24 protein-coding genes and 1 pseudogene are annotated in these 25,290 nt (G+C 47.1%); 9 read left to right on the top strand and 16 right to left on the bottom strand.

Annotated features, from left to right (window positions below; all coding sequences use genetic code 11):
- Window positions 1-5: 5 nt before the first annotated feature.
- Genes hisD through hisIE form a run of 7 tightly spaced genes read left to right on the top strand, consistent with a single transcriptional unit; the run spans window position 6 to window position 6,122 of the window.
- Window positions 6-1,310: a histidinol dehydrogenase gene (gene hisD, locus ACQG03_RS13905; RefSeq protein ID WP_063162903.1), complete on the top strand. Its 1,305-nt coding sequence runs from the start codon at window positions 6-8 to the stop codon at window positions 1,308-1,310.
- Window positions 1,307-2,368, top strand: coding sequence for a histidinol-phosphate transaminase (gene hisC / locus ACQG03_RS13910; RefSeq protein WP_063162902.1), 1,062 nt, complete (start codon window positions 1,307-1,309; stop codon window positions 2,366-2,368). Before hisD ends, hisC begins: the two co-directional genes overlap by 4 nt.
- On the top strand, window positions 2,365-3,432 hold the full coding sequence (hisB, locus tag ACQG03_RS13915; RefSeq protein ID WP_038416352.1) for a bifunctional histidinol-phosphatase/imidazoleglycerol-phosphate dehydratase HisB: 1,068 nt from the start codon (window positions 2,365-2,367) through the stop codon (window positions 3,430-3,432). The genes hisC and hisB overlap by 4 nt, the downstream gene beginning before the upstream one ends.
- Complete coding sequence (gene hisH / locus ACQG03_RS13920) at window positions 3,432-4,022, top strand: imidazole glycerol phosphate synthase subunit HisH (protein WP_023300527.1); 591 nt, start codon at window positions 3,432-3,434, stop codon at window positions 4,020-4,022. Before hisB ends, hisH begins: the two co-directional genes overlap by 1 nt.
- Complete coding sequence (gene hisA / locus ACQG03_RS13925; protein WP_023300528.1) at window positions 4,022-4,759, top strand: 1-(5-phosphoribosyl)-5-[(5-phosphoribosylamino)methylideneamino]imidazole-4-carboxamide isomerase; 738 nt, start codon at window positions 4,022-4,024, stop codon at window positions 4,757-4,759. The genes hisH and hisA overlap by 1 nt, the downstream gene beginning before the upstream one ends.
- Window positions 4,741-5,517, top strand: coding sequence for an imidazole glycerol phosphate synthase subunit HisF (gene hisF, locus ACQG03_RS13930; protein WP_063162901.1), 777 nt, complete (start codon window positions 4,741-4,743; stop codon window positions 5,515-5,517). Before hisA ends, hisF begins: the two co-directional genes overlap by 19 nt.
- Window positions 5,511-6,122, top strand: coding sequence for a bifunctional phosphoribosyl-AMP cyclohydrolase/phosphoribosyl-ATP diphosphatase HisIE (hisIE, locus tag ACQG03_RS13935; RefSeq protein ID WP_063162900.1), 612 nt, complete (start codon window positions 5,511-5,513; stop codon window positions 6,120-6,122). Before hisF ends, hisIE begins: the two co-directional genes overlap by 7 nt.
- A 111-nt stretch (window positions 6,123-6,233) precedes the next feature.
- Here the strand turns inward: hisIE and ACQG03_RS13940 are convergent.
- Both ACQG03_RS13940 and wzzB read right to left on the bottom strand, forming a co-directional pair.
- Window positions 6,234-7,189: pseudogene (locus ACQG03_RS13940) on the bottom strand (IS4 family transposase); the annotation flags it as partial.
- A 112-nt stretch (window positions 7,190-7,301) separates the two neighbouring features.
- A complete protein-coding gene (gene wzzB, locus ACQG03_RS13945; RefSeq protein ID WP_032623976.1) occupies window positions 7,302-8,282 on the bottom strand; it encodes an LPS O-antigen chain length determinant protein WzzB in 981 nt (326 codons plus the stop codon).
- A 192-nt stretch (window positions 8,283-8,474) separates the two neighbouring features.
- Here wzzB and ACQG03_RS13950 point away from each other — a divergent pair, with 192 nt between their 5' ends.
- Window positions 8,475-9,479 (top strand): NAD-dependent epimerase, encoded by a 1,005-nt coding sequence (locus ACQG03_RS13950; RefSeq protein WP_032623974.1) that lies wholly within the window; start codon window positions 8,475-8,477, stop codon window positions 9,477-9,479.
- Window positions 9,480-9,530: 51 nt separating this feature from the next.
- Here the strand turns inward: ACQG03_RS13950 and ugd are convergent, their stop codons facing one another.
- Window positions 9,531-10,697 (bottom strand): UDP-glucose 6-dehydrogenase, encoded by a 1,167-nt coding sequence (gene ugd / locus ACQG03_RS13955; RefSeq protein ID WP_032623973.1) that lies wholly within the window; start codon window positions 10,695-10,697, stop codon window positions 9,531-9,533.
- 222 nt (window positions 10,698-10,919) lie between these two features.
- Complete coding sequence (gndA, locus tag ACQG03_RS13960; RefSeq protein ID WP_006811221.1) at window positions 10,920-12,326, bottom strand: NADP-dependent phosphogluconate dehydrogenase; 1,407 nt, start codon at window positions 12,324-12,326, stop codon at window positions 10,920-10,922.
- A 129-nt stretch (window positions 12,327-12,455) separates the two neighbouring features.
- On the opposite strand from gndA, the gene ACQG03_RS13965 reads away from it, so the two are divergent.
- Entirely contained in the window at window positions 12,456-12,911 is a 456-nt protein-coding gene (locus tag ACQG03_RS13965) for an acyltransferase (RefSeq protein ID WP_032623972.1), read from the top strand.
- A gap of 95 nt (window positions 12,912-13,006) precedes the next feature.
- Here the strand turns inward: ACQG03_RS13965 and ACQG03_RS13970 are convergent, their stop codons facing one another.
- The 12 genes from ACQG03_RS13970 to ACQG03_RS14025 all read right to left on the bottom strand — a co-directional run bounded on the left by ACQG03_RS13970 (window position 13,007) and on the right by ACQG03_RS14025 (window position 25,196).
- Window positions 13,007-13,903: a glycosyltransferase family 2 protein gene (locus ACQG03_RS13970; RefSeq protein ID WP_032623970.1), complete on the bottom strand. Its 897-nt coding sequence runs from the start codon at window positions 13,901-13,903 to the stop codon at window positions 13,007-13,009.
- Entirely contained in the window at window positions 13,896-14,783 is an 888-nt protein-coding gene (locus ACQG03_RS13975; protein WP_032623969.1) for a glycosyltransferase family 2 protein, read from the bottom strand. The genes ACQG03_RS13970 and ACQG03_RS13975 overlap by 8 nt, the downstream gene beginning before the upstream one ends.
- A 24-nt stretch (window positions 14,784-14,807) precedes the next feature.
- Window positions 14,808-15,977 carry a hypothetical protein gene (locus tag ACQG03_RS13980; RefSeq protein ID WP_139153939.1) on the bottom strand — a complete coding sequence of 390 codons (1,170 nt, stop codon included), beginning with the start codon at window positions 15,975-15,977 and terminating at the stop codon, window positions 14,808-14,810.
- A gap of 141 nt (window positions 15,978-16,118) precedes the next feature.
- Window positions 16,119-17,258: an O-antigen translocase gene (locus ACQG03_RS13985; RefSeq protein ID WP_426726130.1), complete on the bottom strand. Its 1,140-nt coding sequence runs from the start codon at window positions 17,256-17,258 to the stop codon at window positions 16,119-16,121.
- A 106-nt stretch (window positions 17,259-17,364) separates the two neighbouring features.
- On the bottom strand, window positions 17,365-18,468 hold the full coding sequence (locus ACQG03_RS13990; RefSeq protein WP_063162897.1) for a DegT/DnrJ/EryC1/StrS family aminotransferase: 1,104 nt from the start codon (window positions 18,466-18,468) through the stop codon (window positions 17,365-17,367).
- A 16-nt stretch (window positions 18,469-18,484) separates the two neighbouring features.
- Window positions 18,485-18,880, bottom strand: a complete 396-nt coding sequence (locus tag ACQG03_RS13995) for a sugar 3,4-ketoisomerase (RefSeq protein WP_032623965.1) — start codon at window positions 18,878-18,880, stop codon at window positions 18,485-18,487.
- Entirely contained in the window at window positions 18,880-19,428 is a 549-nt protein-coding gene (gene rfbC / locus ACQG03_RS14000; RefSeq protein WP_032623964.1) for a dTDP-4-dehydrorhamnose 3,5-epimerase, read from the bottom strand. The genes ACQG03_RS13995 and rfbC overlap by 1 nt, the downstream gene beginning before the upstream one ends.
- Before the next feature lie 40 nt (window positions 19,429-19,468).
- Window positions 19,469-20,257 carry a glycosyltransferase family 2 protein gene (locus tag ACQG03_RS14005; RefSeq protein WP_426726131.1) on the bottom strand — a complete coding sequence of 263 codons (789 nt, stop codon included), beginning with the start codon at window positions 20,255-20,257 and terminating at the stop codon, window positions 19,469-19,471.
- Window positions 20,258-20,405: 148 nt separating this feature from the next.
- Window positions 20,406-21,287, bottom strand: a complete 882-nt coding sequence (gene rfbA / locus ACQG03_RS14010; protein ID WP_032623962.1) for a glucose-1-phosphate thymidylyltransferase RfbA — start codon at window positions 21,285-21,287, stop codon at window positions 20,406-20,408.
- A 52-nt stretch (window positions 21,288-21,339) separates the two neighbouring features.
- On the bottom strand, window positions 21,340-22,239 hold the full coding sequence (gene rfbD, locus ACQG03_RS14015) for a dTDP-4-dehydrorhamnose reductase (protein WP_063162896.1): 900 nt from the start codon (window positions 22,237-22,239) through the stop codon (window positions 21,340-21,342).
- Window positions 22,239-23,324 carry a dTDP-glucose 4,6-dehydratase gene (gene rfbB, locus ACQG03_RS14020; RefSeq protein ID WP_063162895.1) on the bottom strand — a complete coding sequence of 362 codons (1,086 nt, stop codon included), beginning with the start codon at window positions 23,322-23,324 and terminating at the stop codon, window positions 22,239-22,241. Before rfbB ends, rfbD begins: the two co-directional genes overlap by 1 nt.
- 102 nt (window positions 23,325-23,426) lie before the next feature.
- Window positions 23,427-25,196: a polysaccharide biosynthesis protein gene (locus ACQG03_RS14025; protein WP_400168842.1), complete on the bottom strand. Its 1,770-nt coding sequence runs from the start codon at window positions 25,194-25,196 to the stop codon at window positions 23,427-23,429.
- Window positions 25,197-25,290 lie beyond the last annotated feature (94 nt).

A 25,290-nucleotide genomic window follows, 5' to 3' on the forward strand; every position in this document is an offset into this window, starting at 1 on the left:
CGACCATGAGCTTTAACACAATCATCGACTGGAATACCTGTAGCGACGCGCAACAGCGTGAGCTGCTGATGCGCCCGGCAATTTCCGCCTCGGAGAGCATCACCCGCACCGTGGCGGAGATCCTCGATAACGTCAAAGCCCGCGGAGACGACGCGCTGCGTGAGTACAGCGCGAAGTTTGATAAAACTGAGGTCGACGCGTTACAGGTCACCGCACAGGAGATCGCCGGGGCGGAAAGCCGCCTTGGGGATGAGATCAAACAGGCGATGGCCGTCGCGGTGAAAAATATTGATACCTTCCACACCGCGCAGAAATTGCAGGCGGTGGATGTGGAAACCCTGCCCGGCGTGCGCTGCCAGCAGGTGACGCGCCCGGTGGCGTCCGTTGGCCTCTATATTCCTGGCGGCTCTGCCCCGCTGTTTTCGACCGTCCTGATGCTGGCCACTCCGGCACGTATTGCCGGTTGTCAGAAGGTGGTGCTCTGCTCTCCGCCTCCGATCGCCGATGAGATCCTGTATGCGGCGAAGCTGTGCGGCGTGCAGGCGATCTATAAAGTGGGCGGCGCGCAGGCGATTTCCGCCCTGGCGGTCGGAACGGAGTCTGTTCCCAAAGTCGACAAAATCTTTGGCCCGGGCAACGCATACGTTACCGAAGCGAAGCGCCAGGTCAGTCAGCGTCTGGACGGCGCGGCGATTGATATGCCTGCCGGTCCGTCTGAAGTGCTGGTGATTGCCGACAGCGGCGCTACACCGGATTTCGTGGCCTCTGACCTGCTCTCGCAGGCCGAGCACGGCCCTGACTCGCAGGTGATTTTACTGACGCCAGATGCCGACATGGCAAAACGCGTGGGCGTGGCCGTTGAGCGTCAGCTTGCCGACCTGCCGCGTGCGGAAACGGCACGTCAGGCGCTATCGGCCAGCCGACTGATTGTGGCTCGCGATATCGACCAGTGCATCGCCATCTCCAACCAGTACGGTCCTGAGCACCTGATTATTCAGACCCGCAACGCGCGCGATCTGGTCGACAGCATAACCAGCGCAGGCTCGGTGTTCCTCGGGGACTGGTCACCGGAATCCGCCGGGGATTACGCCTCCGGCACCAACCACGTGCTGCCCACGTATGGCTATACCTCAACCTGCTCCAGCCTGGGGCTGGCGGATTTCCAGAAGCGCATGACCGTGCAGGAACTCTCTCGCGAGGGATTTGCCTCGCTGGCGTCGACCATTGAAACCCTGGCCGCCGCCGAGCGCCTGACTGCCCACAAAAATGCCGTGACGCTGCGCGTTGCCGCCCTGAAGGAGCAAGCATGAACATCGAAGAATTAGCCCGCGAAAATGTCCGTCGCCTGACGCCCTATCAGTCTGCGCGTCGTCTGGGCGGGAACGGCGACGTCTGGCTGAATGCCAACGAATACCCCACGGCGGTGGCCTTTGAGCTCTCGCAGCAGACGCTGAACCGCTACCCGGAGTGTCAGCCGAAAGCGGTGATCGAGAACTATGCGCAGTATGCAGGCATGAAGCCTGAGCAGGTGCTGGTCAGCCGTGGGGCGGATGAAGGGATTGAGCTGCTGATCCGCGCCTTCTGCGAGCCGGGTAAAGACGCGGTGATGTACTGCCAGCCCACCTACGGGATGTACAGCGTCAGCGCCGAAACCTTTGGCGTGGCTTGCCGCAACGTACAGGCGCTCGACAACTGGCAGCTGGATTTGCAGGGCATCGCCGATAACCTCGACGGCGTGAAGGTGGTGTTTGTCTGTAGCCCGAACAACCCCACCGGGCAGATTATCAATCCGCAGGATATCCGTTCCCTGCTGGAAATGACGCGCGGCAAAGCGCTGGTTGTGGCCGACGAAGCCTACATTGAGTTCTGCCCGCAGGCGACGCTGGCAGGCTGGATTGAAGAGTATCCGCATCTCGTTGTGCTGCGCACTCTGTCCAAAGCGTTCGCTCTCGCCGGTCTTCGCTGCGGTTTTACGCTGGCAAATAAAGCGGTTATCGACCTGCTGCTAAAAGTGATCGCCCCGTATCCGCTCTCAACGCCGGTTGCCGATATTGCGGCACAGGCACTGGCCCCGCAGGGCATCAGCGCGATGCGCGAGCGTGTGGCGCAGATCCTGGAGGAGCGTCAGTATCTAGTCGATGCCCTGAAAACGATTCCGTGCGTGGAGCAAGTGTTCGACTCGGAGACCAACTACATCCTGGTGCGCTTCACCGCCTCAAGCGCGATATTTAAATCGTTGTGGGATCAGGGCATTATCTTACGAGACCAGAATAAACAACCTACCCTGAGCGGCTGCCTGCGTATTACCGTCGGCACCCGCGCGGAGAGCCAGCGCGTGATTGACGCCCTGAAAGCGGAGAAAGTATGAGTCAGAAGTATCTCTTTATCGATCGTGACGGCACCATCATCTCGGAGCCACCCAGCGATTTTCAGGTCGATCGTTTCGACAAGCTGGCCTTTGAACCCGACGTGATCCCGGTGCTGCTGAAGCTTCAGAAAGCAGGCTATAAGCTGGTGATGATCACCAACCAGGACGGTCTGGGCACAGACAGCTTCCCGCAGGCGGACTTTGACGGCCCGCACAACCTGATGATGCAGGTGCTGACCTCGCAGGGCATCGCCTTCGACGAGGTGCTGATCTGCCCGCACATGCCTGCCGACGAGTGCGACTGCCGCAAGCCAAAAGTGAAGCTTGTTGAGCGTTATCTGGCCGAAGAGGCGCTGGATAAAGCGAACAGCTATGTGATTGGCGATCGCCTCACGGACATCACGCTGGCCGAAAATATGGGCATTGCGGGTCTGCGCTATAACCGCGACACGCTAAACTGGGCGATGATTAGCGAGCAGCTCACCAGACGCGACCGCTATTCTCACGTAGAACGCAACACCAAAGAGACGCAGATCGACGTGAAGGTCTGGCTCGATCGTGAAGGCGGCAGCAAGATCCACACCGGCGTCGGTTTCTTCGACCATATGCTGGATCAAATCGCCACTCACGGCGGCTTCCGCATGGAGATCGCCGTTAAGGGCGACCTGTATATCGACGATCACCACACCGTGGAAGATACCGGCCTGGCGTTGGGCGAAGCCCTGAAGCTGGCGCTCGGCGACAAGCGCGGCATCAACCGCTTCGGCTTTGTTCTGCCGATGGACGAGTGCCTGGCGCGCTGCGCGATGGATATCTCCGGGCGTCCGCACCTGGAATATAAAGCCGACTTCACCTACCAGCGCGTGGGCGATCTCAGCACCGAGATGGTGGAGCACTTCTTCCGCTCACTTTCTTACACCATGGGCCTGACGCTGCACCTGAAAACCAAAGGCAAAAACGATCACCACCGCGTCGAGAGCCTGTTCAAAGCCTTTGGCCGTACCCTGCGCCAGGCGATCCGCGTGGAAGGTGACGCCCTTCCCTCGTCGAAAGGAGTGCTGTAATGAACGTGGTGATTCTGGACACCGGATGCGCCAACCTGAACTCCGTACAGTCGGCGATTATGCGCCACGGCTACGAGCCGGTAGTGAGCCGCGACCCGGACGTGGTGCTGCGCGCGGATAAACTCTTTCTGCCGGGTGTAGGCACCGCCCAGGCGGCGATGGATCAGATCCACGAGCGCGAGCTGGTTGAACTCATCAAAGCCTGTACTCAACCGGTGCTGGGCATTTGCCTCGGCATGCAGCTGCTTGGCCGCCGCAGCGAAGAGAGCAACGGCGTCGATCTGCTGGGCATTATAGAAGAAGACGTGCCGAAAATGACCGACCACGGCCTGCCGCTGCCGCACATGGGCTGGAACCGCGTTTATCCGAAGGCGGGCAACAGGCTGTTCCAGGGAATCGAAGACGGCGCGTACTTCTACTTCGTCCACAGCTACGCCATGCCCGTGAATACCTACACCATCGCCCAGTGCAATTACGGCGAGGCGTTCACCGCCGCTGTGCAGAAAGATAACTTTTACGGCGTGCAGTTTCACCCGGAACGCTCCGGCGCCGCCGGTGCGCAACTGCTGAAAAATTTCCTGGAGATGTGATGATAATTCCCGCTTTAGATTTAATTGACGGCACGGTTGTTCGTCTCCACCAGGGCGATTACGGACAGCAGCGCGACTACGGCAACGACCCGCTGCCGCGGTTACAGGCCTACGCCGCCGAGGGCGCTGAGGTGTTGCACCTGGTCGATCTGACCGGTGCGAAAGATCCGGCCAAACGCCAGATCCCACTGCTTAAAACACTGGTGGCTGGCGTGGACGTCCCGGTGCAGGTGGGCGGCGGCGTGCGTACGGAAGCCGATGTTGCCGCCTTACTGGACGCGGGCGTGGCGCGCGTGGTAGTCGGTTCGACCGCTGTGAAAGATCCTGAGACGGTCAAGGGCTGGTTCCGCCGCTTCGGCGCGGATGCGCTGGTGCTGGCGCTGGATGTGCGCATTGACGAACAGGGTAACAAGCAGGTCGCGGTCAGCGGCTGGCAGGAAAACTCCGGCGTGACGCTGGAAGAGCTGGTTGAGATGTATCTCCCCGTAGGGCTAAAGCATGTGCTGTGCACGGATATTTCACGCGATGGTACGCTCGCAGGCTCTAACGTCTCGCTGTATGAAGAGGTTTGCGCGCGTTATCCGCAGGTAGCGTTCCAGTCTTCTGGCGGTATCGGCGACCTGGCGGATATCGCCGCTCTGCGCGGAACCGGTGTACGCGGCGTGATCGTGGGTCGCGCGCTGCTGGAAGGCAAATTTACAGTGAAGGAGGCGATTCAATGCTGGCAAAACGGATAATTCCCTGCCTGGACGTGCGTGATGGTCAGGTTGTAAAAGGCGTGCAGTTCCGCAACCACGAGATCATTGGCGACATCGTTCCGCTGGCAAAACGCTATGCCGAGGAAGGCGCAGACGAACTGGTATTTTACGATATCACCGCCTCCAGCGATGGCCGTGTGGTGGACAAAAGCTGGGTGGCGCGCGTGGCAGAGGTGATTGATATACCCTTCTGCGTGGCGGGCGGGATTAAATCTGCTGACGATGCGGCGAGAATTCTCTCTTTCGGTGCGGACAAAATTTCCATTAACTCCCCTGCGCTCGCAGATCCGGAGCTGATTACGCGTCTGGCGGATCGCTTTGGCGTGCAGTGCATTGTCGTGGGGATCGACACCTGGTTTGATGCCGCAACGGGAAAATATCACGTTAACCAGTACACCGGCGATGAAAGCCGCACGCGCATCACCCAATGGGAGACGCTGGACTGGGTGCAGGAAGTGCAAAAACGCGGTGCGGGTGAAATCGTGCTGAACATGATGAACCAGGACGGCGTTCGTAACGGTTACGACCTGGAGCAGCTGAAAAAAGTGCGCGCGGTCTGCCAGGTTCCGCTGATTGCCTCCGGCGGCGCGGGCACCATGGAACACTTCCTTGAAGCCTTCCGCGATGCGAACGTAGACGGCGCGCTGGCCGCTTCCGTGTTCCACAAACAGATTATCAATATTGGTGAGTTAAAAACGTACCTGGCCGACCAGGGCGTGGAGATCAGGGTATGTTAACAGAGCAACAACAGGCGCAGCTGGACTGGGAAAAAACTGACGGATTACTGCCGGTGGTTGTACAGCATGCCGTTTCAGGCGAAGTGCTGATGCTGGGATACATGAACCAGGAGGCACTGGCAAAAACGCTCGACAGCGGCAAGGTGACGTTTTTCTCGCGCACCAAGCAGCGTCTGTGGACGAAAGGGGAAACCTCGGATCACTTCCTGAACGTGGTCAGCATTACGCCAGACTGCGACAACGACACCCTGCTGGTGCTGGTCAACCCGATTGGGCCGACCTGCCACAAAGGCACCAGCAGCTGCTTCGGCGAGGCGAGCCACCAGTGGCTGTTCCTCTATCAGCTGGAACAGCTGCTGGCAGAGCGTAAATCAGCGGATCCCGAGAGCTCATACACGGCGAAGCTGTACGCCAGCGGCACCAAACGGATTGCGCAGAAAGTGGGTGAAGAAGGCGTTGAAACGGCGCTGGCGGCCACCGTGCATGATCGGGAGGAACTGGCGAACGAAGCGTCGGATTTGATGTATCACCTGCTGGTGCTGCTTCAGGATCAGGAGCTGGATTTAACGACGGTGATTGAGAATTTGCGGAAACGACATAAATAAAAAAAAACCGGGGAGACTCTAATGCTGGTCACTTAAGGTGACCAGCAGTTTTTTTATCCGGGTATTTCTTGCCCTTCACCCTGAGCTCTCTCGGGTAACTTCGCTCCCGTCTTCCCGGTAATACCAGCCATCTCGCCTGTTCGTACGGTGACGGTACAGCTCGCTCAGCGCACCCGCCGTATAACGACAGGGGTCTTCCAGAGACGTGAGGACTTTCCTCTCCTTTCCGTCCACTTTCCGGCTCAGAAGTCTGGCAGCGACCTCTTCCGGCAGTCCCGGCCATTGTTTCCGGGCCTGCGGGCTCGTTTTCAGCTTCACCCGCTCGTCACCCCGCCCCAGACGGCACACGACCTTATACTCCGTATTCTTTATCAGGGGCAGCAGCCAGTGCCGGTTCTATTCGGCGTGCTGCCAGTGATGCAGCAGCCCCGGGGAGTAATATCCCTTGTCGAACAGGGGGATACTGTTGTCCGGTACCCGGTCCGTTAACTGTGCCGCCAGACGCATTTCGCTGACGCTCTCACTGTCGAAAGCGCTGGCGTTAATCAGATGGCTGCTGAGCTCCATTAGACAGACCATGCGCACCTGCGGATAGTTGCCTTCGCTGTGCTGGTTGCCGTGTTTGCTGAACGCTTCGCTGTTCTCCCGCGTATCAGACGTTCTCCAGACCACACCATCCATCGCAAACAGGTAAAGTCCGTGCCATTGCGGGTGTGACACCTGGTGGTTCCAGTATTGCTGCGTGATATCAAAAAGCTCCCGGACAGCCCCCTCGCCGAGCTTTTTGCGGCGCTGGATAACGGCGCTTCGTGCGGTGAATGGCGCGCCCGAACGGCCAGTGATATCCATGAGATTAACAATATCGGTCATCGGCCTGTCACAGAAAACAGACATGCCGACAACAAGCCATGCAATTGATTCGATGGGAGTTTACGTTTACGGAGCGTCACAGTATCGGTCAGCCTGAAGGCTTCCCGGATAAGGTCTGCGTGGATGAGTTCGGAAAGGGAACAGGCACGTTCCGGTGCGGTGAGATGTATATTACCGGGAGCCTGAGAAAGTTCCATTTTAAAAGGGTCCATGAAGAGACATGAACCCTTTTTACACCAGCCACTGGATCGGTCAACCGATCCTTAAAAGATCGGCATTAGGGGCGACCCGGTCTTTTTTGTTTGTAAATCAGGCTCTTGGTTTGTAGTTTCTCAGCGCATTGCGGCCAAGGACGACAGCAGAACCAATAACACCACCAAGCAGTATCGCGAGGATGAGGGTTACAGCCTTTTTAGGGCTATCACGGCGGAAAGGAAGGTCCGGTTTCATAACGTAACGATAGACATGAATGGTATCAGGATTAACGTTGAGATTCTGAATATCCAGTAAATTCTTTTTGGTCTGATAGTAAGAGCCAGAGAACACCAGCGGGCGAGATGCTTCGTTATCAACCATTGATTTGAGGGCAACAGTACCTAACAGAAACATCGTTTCCTGGGTCACATCCTGAGTTTGCTGAAGCTGCGGTGTGCTAATTTTTGCGGCTTCTGCGTTTTTAAGCGCCTCTGAAATCTGCTTGATACGCAGATCTTTTTGCTCCTGTACGACTTTCTCCTCATTTTTGAGGGAATCGTTCAATGTAGTAATCTGCTGCTTGAGGTTGTCTCTTAGGTCAAGCGCCAGTTCTTTAGCCGTCTGCTCATCGATCTGCTGAATATACTGCGCCAGTTGCTTCTGTGCAGCCTCAGCCGATTCACCCTGATAGCTAACGGTTAAGGGTAATGCCTGGCCTTTCACGGTCGGTTCGATAGTAAGTTTCTCCGAATCTTCCTGATTATCAAGCGCCTGCGCTAATGCGGAGAAGGAAGAGTTGAAACGGCCAATGGCGCGATTCTGAATGTCCAACATAGAAGGTGCGGCACCGCCATAAAGGATGTTCAACGCGTTTGCATAGGTGGCAATTTGCGCCGCATCAGGCTGGGAAATGATGGCGGATGAAGTCCATTTTTCTTTAGCAACAGTGATGTATGCAACAGCGAGAACAATAAAAGCAGCAATAAACGCTCCAATTACCCACTTACCGCGCCATAGTTGTACTACTAAATCAAGTAAATCAATTTGCTCCGGGTCATTGCTGCGATTGACCAGGCTATCGTTGTTCTGCGTCATACAATCCCTAACAGATGAAAAAGGGCAAAAATAATCTTGTTTCCATAGTGTATCTCTTGTTGTAGAAAATTCTATAAGAATCCGATGAGTTATATCGGAAAGATGGGTTATGTATGTGAAGAGCAACGCGCTATCATAGACGGATTCTGATGTCCTGGGACATCAACAAGAACACTGTGAATGAGGGAAGCTATGAAATTTCTGGTAACGGGCGCGGCGGGCTTTATCGGTTCTCATGTCAGCAAGCGCCTGCTTGATGCAGGGCATGAAGTTGTTGGGATTGATAATCTGAATGATTACTATGACCCTAACCTCAAGCTCGCTCGCCTCGAACTGCTCAAATCCGGGAGTTTCACCTTCCACAAGCTGGACTTAGCGGACCGCGAGGGCATGGCTGCGCTCTTCGCCAATGAGAACTTTGACCGCGTGATCCATCTTGCCGCACAGGCGGGCGTGCGTTACTCGCTGGAAAACCCGCATGCCTACGCAGATGCTAACCTGGTAGGTCACCTGAACGTGCTGGAAGGCTGTCGCCACAACAAGGTTCAGCATCTTCTGTATGCTTCATCCAGCTCTGTATACGGCCTCAACCGTAAGATGCCGTTTTCTACTGACGACTCCGTAGACCATCCGGTTTCCCTGTATGCGGCAACCAAAAAAGCCAATGAGCTGATGTCGCATACCTATTCGCATCTGTACAACCTGCCGACCACTGGCCTGCGCTTCTTTACCGTCTATGGCCCATGGGGACGCCCGGACATGGCGCTGTTTAAATTCACCAAAGCCATGATTGAAGGCAACAGCATCGACGTATACAACTACGGAAAGATGAAGCGCGACTTCACCTATATCGATGATATTGCGGAGGCGATTATTCGCCTACAGGACGTCATTCCTCAGGCCGATGCCGACTGGACAGTCGAAACCGGTTCGCCAGCAACCAGCTCTGCCCCGTATCGCGTGTATAACATCGGCAACAGTTCACCTGTCGAACTGATGGATTACATCACCGCGCTTGAAGAGGCACTGGGCAAGGAAGCGGTGAAAAATATGATGCCGATCCAGCCGGGGGACGTGCTGGAGACCAGTGCGGACACCAAAGCGCTGTATGACGTCATTGGGTTTAAACCACAAACCTCAGTCAAAGAAGGCGTGAAAAACTTCGTCGACTGGTACCGTAGTTTCTATAAGGTTTAAAAACAGAAAACCCGGCAAGATGCCGGGTTTTTTATGCGCGACAGTTAGCAATCAGTCACTACCGAATAGGTCACGGGTATAGACTTTATCTTTTACGTCCGCCAGCTCTTCCGCCATACGGTTGGAGATAATTACGTCCGCTTCTTTCTTAAATGCATCCAGATCGCGGATCACACGTGAATGGAAGAACTCGTCTTCCTGCATGGCCGGTTCATAAATGATGACCTGTACGCCTTTTGCCTTAATACGCTTCATGATCCCCTGAATGGAAGAGGCGCGGAAGTTATCCGAACCGCTCTTCATGATCAGTCGATACACCCCGACCACTTTCGGCTGGCGCGCCAGGATTGAATCCGAGATGAAGTCTTTACGCGTACGGTTAGCATCCACAATTGCGGAAATCAGGTTATTTGGCACCGCCTGATAGTTTGCCAGCAGCTGCTTAGTGTCTTTTGGCAGACAGTAGCCGCCGTAACCGAATGACGGGTTATTGTAGTGGTTGCCGATACGCGGGTCGAGGCACACGCCTTCAATGATCTGACGGGTGTTCAGGCCTAAGCTCTCTGCATAGCTGTCCAGCTCGTTGAAGTAAGCCACGCGCATTGCCAGATAGGTGTTAGCGAAAAGCTTAATCGCCTCCGCTTCAGTGGAGTCGGTGAACAGAACCGGAATATCTTGCTTGATGGCGCCTTCCTGAAGCAGCGCCGCAAAACGCTCCGCACGCTCGGAACGCTCACCGATCACGATGCGTGATGGATGCAGGTTATCGTATAACGCCCTGCCCTCGCGGAGAAACTCAGGCGAGAAGAAGACATTATCAATACCCAACTCTTCTTTAATAGATTTGGTGAAGCCTACTGGAATGGTCGATTTGATAACCATTACGGCGTTAGGATTGATCGCTACAACGTCTTTAATAACTGCCTCAACGGTAGAGGTGTTGAAGTAGTTGGTTTTCGGATCGTAGTCGGTTGGCGTGGCGATGATGACGTAATCCGCATCACGATACGCATCTTCTTTGTCGGTAGTAGCACGGAAATTAAGTGATTTATTCGAAAGATAATCCTGAATCTCTTTGTCAACAATAGGAGACTGCTTCTGGTTCAGCATGTCCACTTTGGCCTGAACGATATCCAGCGCAACCACTTCATGATTCTGGGCAATCAATATACCGTTTGAGAGGCCAACGTAACCAGTTCCGGAGATAGTTATTTTCATTCGCTTATGACTTCTTTGAGTTAATTGTAGAGATGATCGTCAGACCATCGCGAAATAGACTGTTGGGCTTTGTACCTTCAGCCTGACAGAACTGTCAAGGCAAACCAGGACTAATCCCCGCGAGCGGGCCGACATTCAGACAACTTCGAAAAAAAACGTCATTTTTTAACGTAAAAAAACCCGGAGATATCTCCGGGTTATGTTCACCGCAGCTGTATTAACTCAATCCAGCCATTCGGTGTGGAACACACCTTCTTTATCCGTACGCTTATAGGTATGCGCACCGAAGTAGTCACGCTGTGCCTGAATCAGGTTCGCTGGCAGAACGGCAGCACGATAGCTGTCGTAGTACGCCACCGCAGCGGAGAAGGTAGGAACTGGGATACCATTCTGCACCGCGTACGCAACCACATCACGCAGCGCCTGCTGATATTCATCTGCAATTTGCTTGAAGTAAGGAGCCAGCAGAAGGTTTGCGATACCTGCATTTTCTGCATAGGCATCGGTGATTTTTTGCAGGAACTGTGCGCGAATGATACAGCCAGCACGGAAAATCTTCGCGATCTCACCGTAGTTCAGATCCCAGTTGTTTTCGTCTGAAGCTGCACGCAGCTGAGAGAAGCCCTGCGCGTAAGAAACGATTTTACCCAGGTACAGTGCACGACGTACTTTTTCAACGAATTCAGCTTTGTCGCCGGCTGGTTTTGCCTGCGGGCCGGACAGCACCTTAGATGCCGCAACGCGCTGCTCCTTAAGAGAAGAGATATAACGCGCGAATACGGATTCGGTGATTAGAGACAGCGGCTCGCCCAGATCAAGAGAGCTCTGGCTGGTCCATTTACCGGTACCTTTGTTCGCCGCTTCATCCAGAATCACATCGACCAGGTATTTACCCTCTTCATCTTTCTTAGTGAAGATATCTTTGGTGATGTCAATCAGGTAGCTGTTAAGCTCGCCTTTGTTCCACTCGGTAAAGGTCTCAGCGAGTTCTTCGTTAGAGAGGTTCAGGCCGCCTTTCAGCAGGGAGTAAGCTTCGGCTATCAGCTGCATATCACCGTATTCGATGCCGTTGTGCACCATCTTCACATAGTGGCCAGCACCGTCAGGACCGATATAGGTCACGCATGGCTCACCGTCTTCAGCAACGGCTGCGATTTTGGTCAGAATAGGCGCTACCAGTTCGTACGCTTCTTTCTGGCCGCCAGGCATGATAGATGGACCTTTCAAAGCACCCTCTTCACCGCCAGATACGCCGGTGCCAATAAAGTTGAAGCCTTCAGCAGACAGTTCACGGTTACGACGGATGGTATCGTGGAAGAAGGTGTTACCACCATCAATGATGATGTCGCCTTTATCCAGATACGGCTTCAGGGAGTCGATGGCTGCATCGGTACCTGCGCCCGCTTTCACCATTAACAGGATCCGACGAGGTGTTTCCAGAGACTCAACGAACTCTTTAACCGTATAGAATGGAACCAGTTTCTTGCCTGGATTCTCAGCGATAACTTCTTCGGTCTTATCACGGGAGCGGTTGAAAACGGAGACGGTATAACCACGGCTTTCGATGTTGAGCGCCAGGTTGCGCCCCATCACTGCCATACCGACAACGCCGATCTGTTGCTTGGACATTACATACTCCTGTCATATAACATTATTATTGAGCGAGCAGAATGTGTAAATTCTATCTTAGATCGATTATAATAGAAAGCATTCAGCAGTATTATTTTAATAATTACGCGTCAACTTTAAGGTTAATAAATGAAAATACATAATCTAAGTGATGTTAAATCAACACAAATCGGTCAAAACACTACCATATGGCAGTTTGCGGTAATTTTCGAAAATGCACAAATTGGTAAAAACTGCAATATATGTGCTCATACATTAATCGAGAATGATGTTATCATTGGTGACAATGTAACTGTTAAATCAGGAGTTTATATTTGGGATGGCACAATGATCGAAGATAATGTATTTATTGGACCCTGTGTTGCTTTTACAAATGATAAATTCCCAAGATCAAAGAAATATTGTACTGAGTTCCCTAAAATCTGGATTAAAAAGGGAGCATCAATTGGTGCCAACTCAACCATATTACCAGGAATAACTATAGGTGCTAATAGCATGATAGGTGCAGGCACCGTAGTAACGAAAGATGTTCCTGACAATGCAGTTGTAGTTGGTAATCCAGGGAAAATCGTGCGTTACCTTTAAAAGTAAATGGTTCAGAAATTTACAATTCTGAACCAATTACTCATAACAGTGCTTGCGGCATATTAATATTTAGAACAACTTATAATTTCATTCTATTATTTTAACTTTCTTGAAAAATTTTTTCTGATACCGTCATAAATTCCTAGAACCACATACTTGGTAAATTTTAATTTATCTTTCTTAAGCATTAACATGATAAAATAGAAAGATATTAGTCTAAATATATTATATGAACTCCAACTAAATGTGAACTTCCTGTAGAAACTACAATAAACGCCATTACGGAATACATAAAAATATCGATATGTTGAATGTATTGGTACCTCCAAAACATTTAATATTTTTTTACGGTCATCACCGAGCTTGTGGATTAAATGAGCTTTAGTTACGCCAAATAATTTATATCCCTTTTGGGATAACCGTAAACACCAATCGGTATCAACATATTCAAGGAAAAATCCCTCATGGTTTTCAGATTCAGAAGACCATATATCAACGCAAAAAAAAGTTCCCGATGAAATTAATTGTTGAGTTTCAATATATTTTTCATTTTCGTCTGCGCTAACCACTATACGTTTAAATGTTGTGTAACGGTAAAAGGGAAATTTTTTCCCAGATCTTTCATCAATAATTATAGGCCCCAGTGCTCCAACTTTCATACCTTGCTGGGTAAGATCCGAATAGGCATCTTTAAGACTTGAAATGAATTTAGGTTCTAAACGGCTATCTTGGTCCAAAAAACAAACAAATTTACAATTATTTTTAATTGCTAATCGAGCACCTATATTTTGTGCTCTTCCGATACCAGCATTTTCATTTAAGAATTCAAAGTGCAACTTATCGGGTATTTGAAGATCGCTGAAATCACTACTGGAGCCATTATCGACAATAATTATCTCATCAACTTGTGAGGTCATCGAGTTAATTAAAATTTGGAGATCATTAATATTTGGGTTATATGTAACCACCACTCCGCAGACTTTATTATCCATGAGAGAAATATACCTTCAATATAAATATAACTCGTAAAACCTTACGAACGATGCTCCCAAGCATCGAATAAAAAATAGATAGCTTTGATTCTGAAATAAGACTTAATCCGTAGCTTTTAAGATATAGCTTGTATATACCTTGCCATTCAGATGCATAGCTGTAATTTATTTTTCGTATTTCTAAATTCATATTCTTCCTAAAGGCAGTACTTTTAGAAATATTTGAAGAATGCACTCTATACGCAGCTATTCTCTCTGAATCATAGAGAACTTTAGCATGTCTAAATAATCTTAAATAAAAATCTCGGTCTTCAGCGATCAGTGATTCATTATAAAAGCCAATCTGATTATATACGTCTTTTTTTATTAGCAGACATGGGCCAGGAATGCACCAATTAGTAATAATTTCTCCAGCCAAGAATTTAGAGCTCTCAAGGGCTTTTGGACTGGCATGAAAATAATCTTCAAATCCACTATTTAAGACTATTTTAGATTTTTCATCAATGATCATGACATCACTTATTATTGCATCATAATCAGACTCATTGAGTAAACGCACTTTATTGTCAATCACATCTGACAATGGAAAATCATCAGCGGCACATATGTAAATAATGTTATGAGTCGATAACTTAACTCCTTTATTTAAAGTTCGACATATTCCAAGATTCGATTCATTTTTATAAAAACGAACATTTAGTTTTGTATCAATGTTTTTCTCTATCCAGATCGATACCCGTTCTACAGATGTATCGCGTGAATAGTCATCAATAATAATCACTTCAACATTTAGAATATCTATTTTGTTTAATGCATTGAGACACTCTTCAACATATAGTGCTTGATTATACAGTGGAACTATCACGGATAGAGAATTCATAGTTTTCTTATTTATCACCAAATTTTATACACCTTTTAATCGCCTGTTATATATAGATTGATTAAGTAGCGACACAATAAGCGGGAAAATAAACACGAACGTTGTTTTTAAATACAAACCCCATGTCAAAGTTGGGTCGATAAATAAATAACAAGAATAGGTACAAAAGATAATATAGAATACAACTCTTAATGAATAAGCTCTTGTTCGGTTATTTACTAAAAATGTACCACGTCTTATTGCCAAATATATTAGCCCTAAAACAAACGAAAAAACACCACAAAAATATGGCCCGAATAAATACAACCCAAGAATGTTCTGTCTTGCATTGGGACCAATTCCACTGTCGATATTATAATAGTATTTTGAAATCTCGTATCCAAAAATGACTTTGTCTTTGACCGGATAGCCAAGAATCATAGACAATTTGTTTATTGTACCGCCAAAAAAATAATCCCAGACATAAATATCCTTTGGTAACGAATCCATAAATGGTTTGCTATAACCCTGGTAAAAAACATCACCAAATAAAACAAAACGCTCAAAAAACGCCGAAAGCACACTGCCGTTGGCTCCCCAAACACTGAAAATAACAACCATCAATCCCAGAATTATTAAAGGAGATATGTATGATAGTATCTTTACAACTTTTGCTAATTCTCGTATTTGATATACTTCCTTAACTAAAAATAAGGATACAATCATAAAGAAGAAGTCAGATTTCCCCCCTTTAACCAGCAAACATACAAAACAAAATAATAATAGCACGTAGTCGACAAAACTCTTCCTACGATAAACATATCTCTTAATAGCTACCATAGCTGGGAAACAAACCCAGTAGACATCGGTAAACCATGAAATAATTCCAGCTGATTCATTTGTATCCAACCTCGATAATTGATTTAAGATTGGAATACCTACAATAGCAAAATAATATATACTCGTTATGATGAGTAAAATAGTAGTTGTATAGTAAAAACTGGAGTACCCATAATTCCAGCGTTTGTAAGCAATAAAGCGTTCATGGGAATCATCATTAATCTTTACATAACTTTTCCGCATAAACAACAATGGTATTAAAAACATAACCTCAGTATATAAAAAAGAATAGAAATAAAAATCATCTATCTCTGAGGTAAACTCTAACAATAAAACAACTGAACAGGAAAAAACCTGTGCAACAAAACCAATCATCAGAGGGTCTGCAACATGCCTAACTTTGTTACCAAACCATGCATAATAAATTATGAAAACCAGACCCAACAAAGATAAATATAACGTGAGGTTCGAGTATAACAGATCTAAAAACTGGCCATTGTCCATAAGTAGATTTACTCAGCTAGAAATTCTTTTTAAATTTGTCACAACAAAAATAAAATAGAGAGTATAGTTCAATAAGTAAGCTATATTGGCGCCCTGAATTCCAAAATGCAGGATAAAATAATAACTCAGTACAACCAACGTTGCAGAAAAAAACACCTCACTTGCAACAAACCATTTTGTTGCATTCCGAGCTATCATAGGAAATGCATAAAGCCAGCTTGCTATTTTAACAACATCCCCCATAAGTTGAATGCCAAATAAATCTCTTGCGTTCCTGAATTGCTCAGTGAATAAAACAGTTATGACTACATCACGTAACAAATAAATTGTAACGGCCATAATTATTACAATCGGTATTATTATTTTGGCTGTATTCCAAATCTCAAGTTTAATCGAATAATAATCACTTATTTTAGACAATCTTGGGAGATAATAAGCACTAAGCGCCATGGTACATACCCCCAAGTACACTTCTGATATTTTCCACACGGATTGCCACATCCCAGCAGCGGCCCATCCTTCATTAGCTACCAGCAAGTTTCTAATAAGCATCAATGCCACCGGCATGGCGATAGCAGTGATGATTGCCATAACAATATATCCCCACGTGTCAGCCAATGCTTTTTTATCAATATTACCAAACCATAGGCTGAATCTAAACCATGGCTGCTTAATGCTCATAACAATCAGTGAAATGCCTATCAATGCCGATTGCAAAGCTGCGGCTATCAGAGCTCCATTTATATTCCATCTAATGATTAGCGCTGTCATAACCGCACCAGAAACAGAAACAGAAACTATTCCCAAAAAGACATAGAGTTTATAATTCTGCAGTCCATTAATGACAGAATTGACTAAGGTCCCAATAGCGGTAAAGGGCAAAACGAAAACTGCCAAATAAATAACCCATTGATATTCAGCCCCACCAAATAACCATTGTGATAGATAGTGGTTTAAAAATAATCCAATTGGCAGTAAAATGATATATAATGCTAACATCCAAAATAAAGCAGCTCGCCACCATGGGCTACATGCTTCATAGCCATCTTCATGGTGCTCAGCGGTATAACGTATCACGCTATTTGAAACAGGTGCGTTAATAACACCATTAAATGCATTTACCAGACTTTGTATTTGGCCTAAAAGGGCCATACCTGATGGCCCAGTGTAGATCGCGACTACTTAGCAATTATAAAGCCAATTAACATTTTTAATAATGTTAATGACCCTGTCATTGCCGTAACCTTTAACAACTTTTTCATACAGTAAATTCATTTAAAGCATCGATAACTTTTTCCACCTCAAGGTTTGACATTGTTGGATCAAGAGGTATAGATAATACAGTATTATGAATTTTTTCCGTCACAGGCAAACTCATACCGTTTAGTTCCTCATATGCTTTTTGCTTATGAGGTGGTATTGGATAGTGAATTAATGATTGAATATTATTTTTTGTCAGCCATGCCTGTAACTGTTCTCTGTATTCGCACTTCACAACAAATAGATGCCAAACATGTGCAGAGTCAAAGGTTACTGTCGGCACTGTGATCAAACTATTAGAGATCCCTTCGATATACATTTTTGCAATCTCTTGTCTGCGAATAGTTTCTTGAGGAAGATATTTTAGTTTAACAGATAGTATTGCAGCCTGAATCTCGTCAAGGCGACTATTAACTCCAGGATAAAGGTTCTCGTATTTTTTCTGAGAACCATAATTTCTTAAAGCACGGAGTACATCTGCTAATTCATCATCATTGGTAGTGATTGCACCCGCATCGCCCAGAGCACCCAGATTTTTTCCTGGATAGAAACTAAACCCTGACGCTATACCCCAGTTCCCAGATTTTTTACCATTAATATTTGCCCCATGAGATTGGGCACTATCTTCGATGACGAGTAGATCAAATTCTTTTGCAATCTCCATGATTTCAGGCATTGGAGACAATTGTCCATACAAATGCACTGGCAATATCGCTTTTGTCTTCTCTGTGATGACGGAGCGAACATTCTGAGGTGAGAGATTGAATGTATCCGCATCGGGCTCGACAAGTACAGGTTTAAGATTATTCGCAGTGATCGCCAGAACCGATGCTATATAGGTATTAGCCTGAACGATAACTTCATCACCATCTTTTAGCTTTCCTAATTCTTTTAGGGCTCTAAAAATGAGAATGAGTGCATCTAAACCATTAGCTACACCAATTGTATGTTTAACATTGCAGAAGTATGAGAAATCCTTCTCAAATTTTTGTAATTCCTCACCCATAATATACCAGCCAGAATCAATCACCTTAGCGCAGGCATTTTTAAGTTCTTCATTGTATCTGGCATTTACTTCTTTTAAATTCAGAAAATTAATCATATTAAGCCTGTAATATTTATCTTGCTTGCTTTAAAAAATCGTCATAATCACGAATATAATCATTTTCGTCATAATGACAGTCAGCTAATACCATCAGAACGCAATCGCTCGAAAAATCATACATCTCACGCCAAATACATGACTCAATGAGAAGCCCCTGCGCTGGATTGTCCAAAACAACCTCTATCCTCTCTGTCCCATCATCCAACAGAAAACGACAAGAACCTTTTACGGCGATCGCAACCTGTTTTAATTTTTTATGCGCATGAAAACCTCTACGAACACCTTCTTTAGTATCAAAGATGTAGTAAACTCTTTTAATACTAAAAGGGATATTATTCTCTTCTTCTAAGGCGACCAATGAACCACGATCATCACCATGCTTTTGAAGTGGGATAAAATTGATTTTCATTATTTACCTTGAACGTTTAATGAAGCAAAGGTTGAACCGTTCTGATCTTTCTCAGAAATGATGTATTCCATTTTTGGCCATTCTATATTCAAGTCCTTATCATCCCATTTTATACAACGTTCATGTGCTTGAGAATAATAATCGGTAGTTTTATAAAGAAATTCTGCATGCTCACTTAAAGTTAAAAAACCGTGTGCAAATCCAGCTGGGATCCAAAGCTGCTTTTTATTCTCTTCTGATATAATAACACCCACCCATTGCCCATATGTTGGAGATTCTTTGCGTATATCAACCGCTACATCAAAAACCTGCCCTGTAACGCATCTAACCAGTTTTCCCTGGGCAAAAGGTGCTTCTTGATAGTGCAAACCCCGTAAAACCCCTTTAGAAGATCTTGACTGATTATCTTGTTTAAAAATGACGTTTGGATCTATATTTTCTTTGAAGTTTTTTTCGTTAAAACTCTCAAAGAAATAGCCTCTTTCATCATGAAACACTCGAGGTTCGATAATCAAAACACCACTGAGCGAAGTATTAGAAATTTTCATTATAGCCTCTATCAATATCAGTAACTCGCAGAGTGAGTCTCTATTTTCGTGTAATATTATATATTCGCTTAAGCGCCCATAATGGCAGTAATCGTGGAATGCTTCTCAAAATAAAATAGTAGTGAGACGACAATATATTCTGAAAACCAGTCATTCTTTTCATTCGAGCAAGTTTATACTCACTTGAAACATACTTAAGTCCGCGTCGCCTAACCAACATATCAGCTCCGACTCTGACCAATACCAATGGTTCGTCCAAGTTGCCCGCTCTGAATCCTGCCCCTAGTAACCGCAACCATAAATTATAATCTTCCATAAGATAATGGTGCTGGTACCCCCCAACAGACTGGACGCTGGATTTTTTGAAAATGACAGTCATATGGTTAAAAGGATTTTTATGTCTTGCGAATTTTTTAATTTCTTTATCAGTAAGTGGAACTTTTCTTTCTGATACTATATTGTTTTTATCACCTATAAACTCGCGGATGCAACTTCCTGAAATATCAATATCAGGGTTTAACTCCATAAATGCAGATTGTAATTCAAAACGAGTTGGTTGGCATATATCATCCGTATCCATCCGCATGACATAATCATAGGTGCAATGTTTCATTCCTTCATTCAGCGCTTGTCCTAACCCAACGTTCTTTTTTAATGCGACGATCTTGATAGGTAATGACATTGACCATCTATCGACCACTGTGCATAATGCTTCGTTGATAGGGCCATCATAAACAAGAACGATTTCATCCGCTTTAACCGTTTGATTTGCCAGGCTGTCAAAACATTCTTCCAAATAGGAAGGTTTTTCCTTGTCATAGAGCGACATTAACACACTAAAATGCATATAATCCCCACACTTCCTCACTGCTGCTTAAATATAGTAATTCTGTCCAATTTAAAAATTCATTCACATGTTCATGTGAGAAATGTGACAGAGCAATACTACTTTATAAAATATTTGAGAAAATTGGTTCTTATATTTTTTTATCAATCATTTTTAGAAGATATTTGCCATAATTATTTTTTGCTAATGGCTTTGCTAAGAGAGCTATTTGCTCAGCATTAATAAAGCCTTTACGATAGGCAATTTCTTCAGGACAAGCCACTTTCAGCCCCTGGCGTTCTTCAATGGTTGCAATGAAGTTACTCGCTTCAATCAGGCTCTGGTGAGTCCCTGTGTCAAGCCAGGCAAAGCCACGGCCCATCATAGCCACGGAAAGCTTTCCTTGCTCCATATAAATACGGTTAATATCCGTGATTTCCAGTTCACCACGTGCTGACGGTTTTAAATTCTTCGCCATCTCAACGACACTGTTATCGTAGAAATAGAGTCCCGTCACCGCATAATTACTCTTCGGTTCCAGCGGTTTTTCTTCGAGGCTGATGGCTGTACCATTTTTATCGAACTCGACAACGCCGTAGCGCTCAGGATCGTTTACATGATAGGCAAAGACCGTTGCACCATTTTCTTTATTAACCGCGGCATCCATCAATTTAGGAAGGTCGTGACCATAGAAAATATTATCCCCCAACACCAGGGCACAATGATCGTTGCCAATGAATTCTTCGCCAATGATAAAGGCCTGGGCTAATCCATCCGGGCTTGGCTGGACTTTGTATTGGAGATTCAGCCCCCACTGGCTTCCATCACCCAGAAGTTGTTCAAAACGCGGTGTATCCTGCGGAGTACTAATAATTAAAATATCTCGAATACCTGCCAGCATCAGCGTTGAAAGCGGATAGTAAATCATCGGCTTATCATAAATAGGCAATAATTGTTTACTAACAGCCATGGTCACTGGATACAGACGAGTACCAGAGCCACCCGCCAGAATAATACCTTTACGCGTTTTCATTTCATCATCTCTATAGTCATAGGATGCCCATTCCCAGGCATCCCGATCATTATTAAATTGCTGTTGCTGTGAACCACTCAGTCAGCATACGCTTAACTCCCGCGTCCCACTGAGGCAGTACGAGGTTGAAATTCTGTTGGAACTTTAACGTATTGAGGCGGGAGTTTGCCGGACGTTTTGCAGGCGTAGGGTACGCGCTGGTCGGCACTCCATGAAGCTGCTTTAATGCCAGTTCAATTCCTGCTTTGCGCGCTTCATCAAATACCAGAGAGGCATAGTCGTACCAGGTTGTTGTACCACTGGCAACCAGATGATAAGTCCCTGCCACTTCAGGTTTATTCAGGGCAACCCGAATAGCATGAGCCGTACAGTCTGCTAATAACTCAGCACCCGTAGGGGCCCCAAATTGGTCGTTAATAACAGACAGCTCAGAACGCTCTTTTGCCAGTCGCAGCATAGTACGCGCAAAATTATTCCCTTTACCGGCATAAACCCAGCTAGTCCGGAAGATCAAATGGCGTGAACAATTTTCACTTAACGCTTTTTCACCAGCAAGTTTGGTCTCACCATACACATTAAGCGGCGCTGTGGCGTCCGTTTCAAGCCACGGCGTATCGCCATTACCCGGGAATACGTAATCAGTAGAGTAGTGAACAACCCAGGCCCCCAATTTTTGGGCCTCTTTGGCAAACGCCTCCACACTCGTGGCATTCAGCAACTGAGCAAATTCGGGTTCTGACTCGGCCTTATCGACGGCGGTATGCGCGGCCGCGTTGACGATGACATCAGGCTTAATGCGGCGCACCGTTTCTGCAATGCCTTCAGGGTTGCTGAAATCACCGCAATACTCCTGCGAATGGACGTCAACCGCAATCAAATGACCCAGCGGTGCCAGAGCACGCTGTAGCTCCCAGCCCACCTGCCCTGTTTTGCCAAACAACAGGATGTTCATTACGCACGATCCCCGTAGTTTTCTTCAATCCAGGATTTGTAGCTGCCGCTTTTCACGTTCTCTACCCATTTTGTGTTCGCCAGGTACCATTCAACGGTTTTACGAATACCACTTTCGAAAGTTTCCTGAGGCTTCCAGCCCAACTCCTGACCAATTTTCTCTGCATCAATTGCGTAACGGCGATCGTGACCCGGGCGATCAGCCACATACGTTATCTGGTCACGATAGGAACCTTCCTTCGGCACGATTTCATCCAGCAATGAGCAGATGGTATTTACCACATTAAGGTTCTGCTTCTCATTGTGACCACCGATGTTATAGGTTTCGCCAATCTTGCCCTGGGTTACTACAGTGTATAAGGCACGGGCGTGATCTTCTACGTACAGCCAGTCGCGGATTTGGTCTCCTTTACCGTAAACAGGTAGGGCTTTACCCTCCAACGCATTGAGAATGACCAGCGGGATAAGTTTTTCCGGGAAGTGATATGGACCGTAATTGTTAGAACAGTTAGTCACAATGGTAGGGAAACCATAGGTACGCAGCCAGGCACGGACCAAATGATCGCTGGACGCTTTAGAAGCAGAATAGGGACTGCTTGGGGCATAGGCCGTTTTTTCAGTAAACAGCGGCAGTTCAGCTCCCTTGGCCACTTCATCCGGATGCGGAAGATCGCCATATACTTCATCTGTTGAGATATGGTGGAAACGGAAAGACGCTTTTTTATCAGCATCTAACGCTGACCAGTATTTGCGGCTTGCTTCCAGCAGTACATAGGTGCCAACAATGTTAGTCTCGATAAAGGCTGCCGGGCCGGTGATCGAGCGATCAACGTGGCTTTCGGCCGCCAGGTGCATCACCGCATCCGGCTGGTGCTCTGCAAAAATACGCGCCATGGCATTGCTGTCACAGATATCGGCATGTTCAAAATGATAGCGTTCGCTGTTCGAGACTTCGGCCAGCGATTCAAGATTCCCTGCATAAGTCAGTTTATCGACGTTAATAACAGAATCATGCGTATCATTAATAATGTGTCGTACCACCGCAGACCCAATAAAGCCTGCTCCACCAGTGACCAGAATTTTCACGTTTATTTCGCTCTTAATGTTTTCAGGAACAATGAATTATATTCCGTCGCCCCGATAACTATCGAAAAGTATCCGGGGCGGAGAAAATGACAATCTGCTATTTTAACTTACCTTTTCATTCCAAAGTAAATCGCAGATACCATCCGTAGGATTGAACGCAGCAGGTGCCTGCAAGAGTATCTCACGCACACGTTCATAGTCGAACTCGCAGCAGGCTTTGTCGAGATCGTTGAGAATCATACTCATCTCACTCCAAGGCAACATCACTTCGTTAGCAGTCCTGATACGCGGGTGCTGTGTTGAAGAGACATTGTCGCCGATAAGCAACTCTTCATACAGTTTCTCACCTGGACGCAGACCCGTCGTTTTTATCGTAATATCACCATAGGGGTTTTTATCATCACGAACGGTTAGCCCTTGCAGCGTAATCATGCGGTGTGCAAGATCGATAATCCTGACGGGTTCCCCCATATCCAGAACAAAAACATCGCCGCCCGTGCCCATGGCTCCCGCCTGGATCACCAATTGAGCCGCTTCAGGAATGGTCATAAAGTAACGCGTGATATCTTCGTGAGTCAGCGTCACCGGTCCACCTGCAGCAATCTGTTTTTCAAATAACGGCACAACTGAGCCTGATGAGCCTAACACGTTGCCGAAACGAACCATACTGAAGCAGGTTTTACTGGATTCCTTCGCCAGCGCTTGCAGCACCAGCTCCGCCATGCGCTTGGTCGCCCCCATGGTGTTGGTAGGGCGAACGGCTTTATCAGTCGAAATCAGAACAAAGTTTTCAACACCGCAACTTGCCGCAGCCTGAGCGCAGCTCAACGTACCAAAGATATTATTGCGCACGCCATCAAGTACGTTGAACTCGACAAGCGGTACATGCTTGTACGCCGCAGCATGATAAATTGTGTCGACGTTGAATGCTCTGATTAACCTTTCGAGATGCTCTTTATCCTGAACGTTTCCGAGGATCGGATAGATTTTAACCTTAAAATCCTGACCCAGATTCAGGTTACGCAGTTCGGAATCAATGGAATAGAGGGAGAATTCGGACAGTTCGAAAAGAATAAGCTGGTTTGGCTTATTTTTAATTATCTGTCGGCATAGTTCAGACCCTATTGACCCCCCTGCCCCGGTAACCATCACTGTTTTCCCGTTAATATTACGGGATATCAGTTCCGGAATGGGTGAGACAGGATCGCGGCCCAGCAGGTCTGTAATAACGACTTTCCGCAAGGAATCAATACTTGCCTTCCCCTCCACCAAATCGACCATTCCCGGGATGGAGAGCACTTCGCACGGCAGACCTTCCAGTGTTTTAATGACTTCGTTCTTTCTTGCCCGGCTTGCGCTTGGCATGGCCAGCAGAATTTTCTTCGCTTCGTATTTCTCAACCAGCCAGGGCAGTTTTTCTGGCGCAAAAACGCTTACCCCGTGAATCACCTGACCTTGCAGGGCACGGTTATCATCGACAAAAGCAACGGGGTAATATTCGTCCATCTGGCTCAGCGCAGGCAGTAATTGACGACCGGATGCACCTGCACCATAAATAACTACCCGAGTGCCCAGATTCAACCCACGATTCACCAACATTCTCATCCCAAGCCGTGATCCGGCAATAAGCAGTAGACCGAATGAGAAATAGATAAAAGGAATCGTTCTCGGCAAATAGAGGTTGGTATAGAACGCTGCGATAATAAGCAAAATGGACGATATGACCATCCCCATCGTTACTACCAGTAATATTTTGGCAGTAATATAACGAATTACGGCCCGATACAGCCCTAATTTAACAAAGATTGCCAAAGTAACTAAAATTATTGAAAGAATAAAAAGCCAATGCTCTGTACTATATACTGGAGTCATTGAATCAATGCGCACCCAAAATGCAAACCAAAATGCGCACAGCAGAAGCACAACATCTATAGAGAGTGTGATAATACGTTTTATTGGTCGTGGT

Source organism: Enterobacter cloacae complex sp. 342H5, from assembly GCF_050030905.1.
Taxonomy (GTDB): Bacteria; Pseudomonadota; Gammaproteobacteria; order Enterobacterales; family Enterobacteriaceae; genus Enterobacter; species Enterobacter intestinihominis.

Bases quoted from the DNA above. Each gene is read 5' to 3' on its own strand.
- hisD (WP_063162903.1), top strand. From the start codon at position 6: ATGAGCTTTAACACAATCATCGACTGGAATACCTGTAGCGACGCGCAA.
- hisC (WP_063162902.1), top strand. From the start codon at position 1,307: ATGAACATCGAAGAATTAGCCCGCGAAAATGTCCGTCGCCTGACGCCC.
- hisB (WP_038416352.1), top strand. From the start codon at position 2,365: ATGAGTCAGAAGTATCTCTTTATCGATCGTGACGGCACCATCATCTCG.
- hisH (WP_023300527.1), top strand. From the start codon at position 3,432: ATGAACGTGGTGATTCTGGACACCGGATGCGCCAACCTGAACTCCGTA.
- hisA (WP_023300528.1), top strand. From the start codon at position 4,022: ATGATAATTCCCGCTTTAGATTTAATTGACGGCACGGTTGTTCGTCTC.
- hisF (WP_063162901.1), top strand. From the start codon at position 4,741: ATGCTGGCAAAACGGATAATTCCCTGCCTGGACGTGCGTGATGGTCAG.
- hisIE (WP_063162900.1), top strand. From the start codon at position 5,511: ATGTTAACAGAGCAACAACAGGCGCAGCTGGACTGGGAAAAAACTGAC.
- wzzB (WP_032623976.1), bottom strand. From the start codon at position 8,282: ATGACGCAGAACAACGATAGCCTGGTCAATCGCAGCAATGACCCGGAG.
- ACQG03_RS13950 (WP_032623974.1), top strand. From the start codon at position 8,475: ATGAAATTTCTGGTAACGGGCGCGGCGGGCTTTATCGGTTCTCATGTC.
- ugd (WP_032623973.1), bottom strand. From the start codon at position 10,697: ATGAAAATAACTATCTCCGGAACTGGTTACGTTGGCCTCTCAAACGGT.
- gndA (WP_006811221.1), bottom strand. From the start codon at position 12,326: ATGTCCAAGCAACAGATCGGCGTTGTCGGTATGGCAGTGATGGGGCGC.
- ACQG03_RS13965 (WP_032623972.1), top strand. From the start codon at position 12,456: ATGAAAATACATAATCTAAGTGATGTTAAATCAACACAAATCGGTCAA.
- ACQG03_RS13970 (WP_032623970.1), bottom strand. From the start codon at position 13,903: ATGGATAATAAAGTCTGCGGAGTGGTGGTTACATATAACCCAAATATT.
- ACQG03_RS13975 (WP_032623969.1), bottom strand. From the start codon at position 14,783: ATGAATTCTCTATCCGTGATAGTTCCACTGTATAATCAAGCACTATAT.
- ACQG03_RS13980 (WP_139153939.1), bottom strand. From the start codon at position 15,977: ATGATTGGTTTTGTTGCACAGGTTTTTTCCTGTTCAGTTGTTTTATTG.
- ACQG03_RS13985 (WP_426726130.1), bottom strand. From the start codon at position 17,258: ATGGCCCTTTTAGGCCAAATACAAAGTCTGGTAAATGCATTTAATGGT.
- ACQG03_RS13990 (WP_063162897.1), bottom strand. From the start codon at position 18,468: ATGATTAATTTTCTGAATTTAAAAGAAGTAAATGCCAGATACAATGAA.
- ACQG03_RS13995 (WP_032623965.1), bottom strand. From the start codon at position 18,880: ATGAAAATCAATTTTATCCCACTTCAAAAGCATGGTGATGATCGTGGT.
- rfbC (WP_032623964.1), bottom strand. From the start codon at position 19,428: ATGAAAATTTCTAATACTTCGCTCAGTGGTGTTTTGATTATCGAACCT.
- ACQG03_RS14005 (WP_426726131.1), bottom strand. From the start codon at position 20,257: ATGTCGCTCTATGACAAGGAAAAACCTTCCTATTTGGAAGAATGTTTT.
- rfbA (WP_032623962.1), bottom strand. From the start codon at position 21,287: ATGAAAACGCGTAAAGGTATTATTCTGGCGGGTGGCTCTGGTACTCGT.
- rfbD (WP_063162896.1), bottom strand. From the start codon at position 22,239: ATGAACATCCTGTTGTTTGGCAAAACAGGGCAGGTGGGCTGGGAGCTA.
- ACQG03_RS14025 (WP_400168842.1), bottom strand. From the start codon at position 25,196: ATGACTCCAGTATATAGTACAGAGCATTGGCTTTTTATTCTTTCAATA.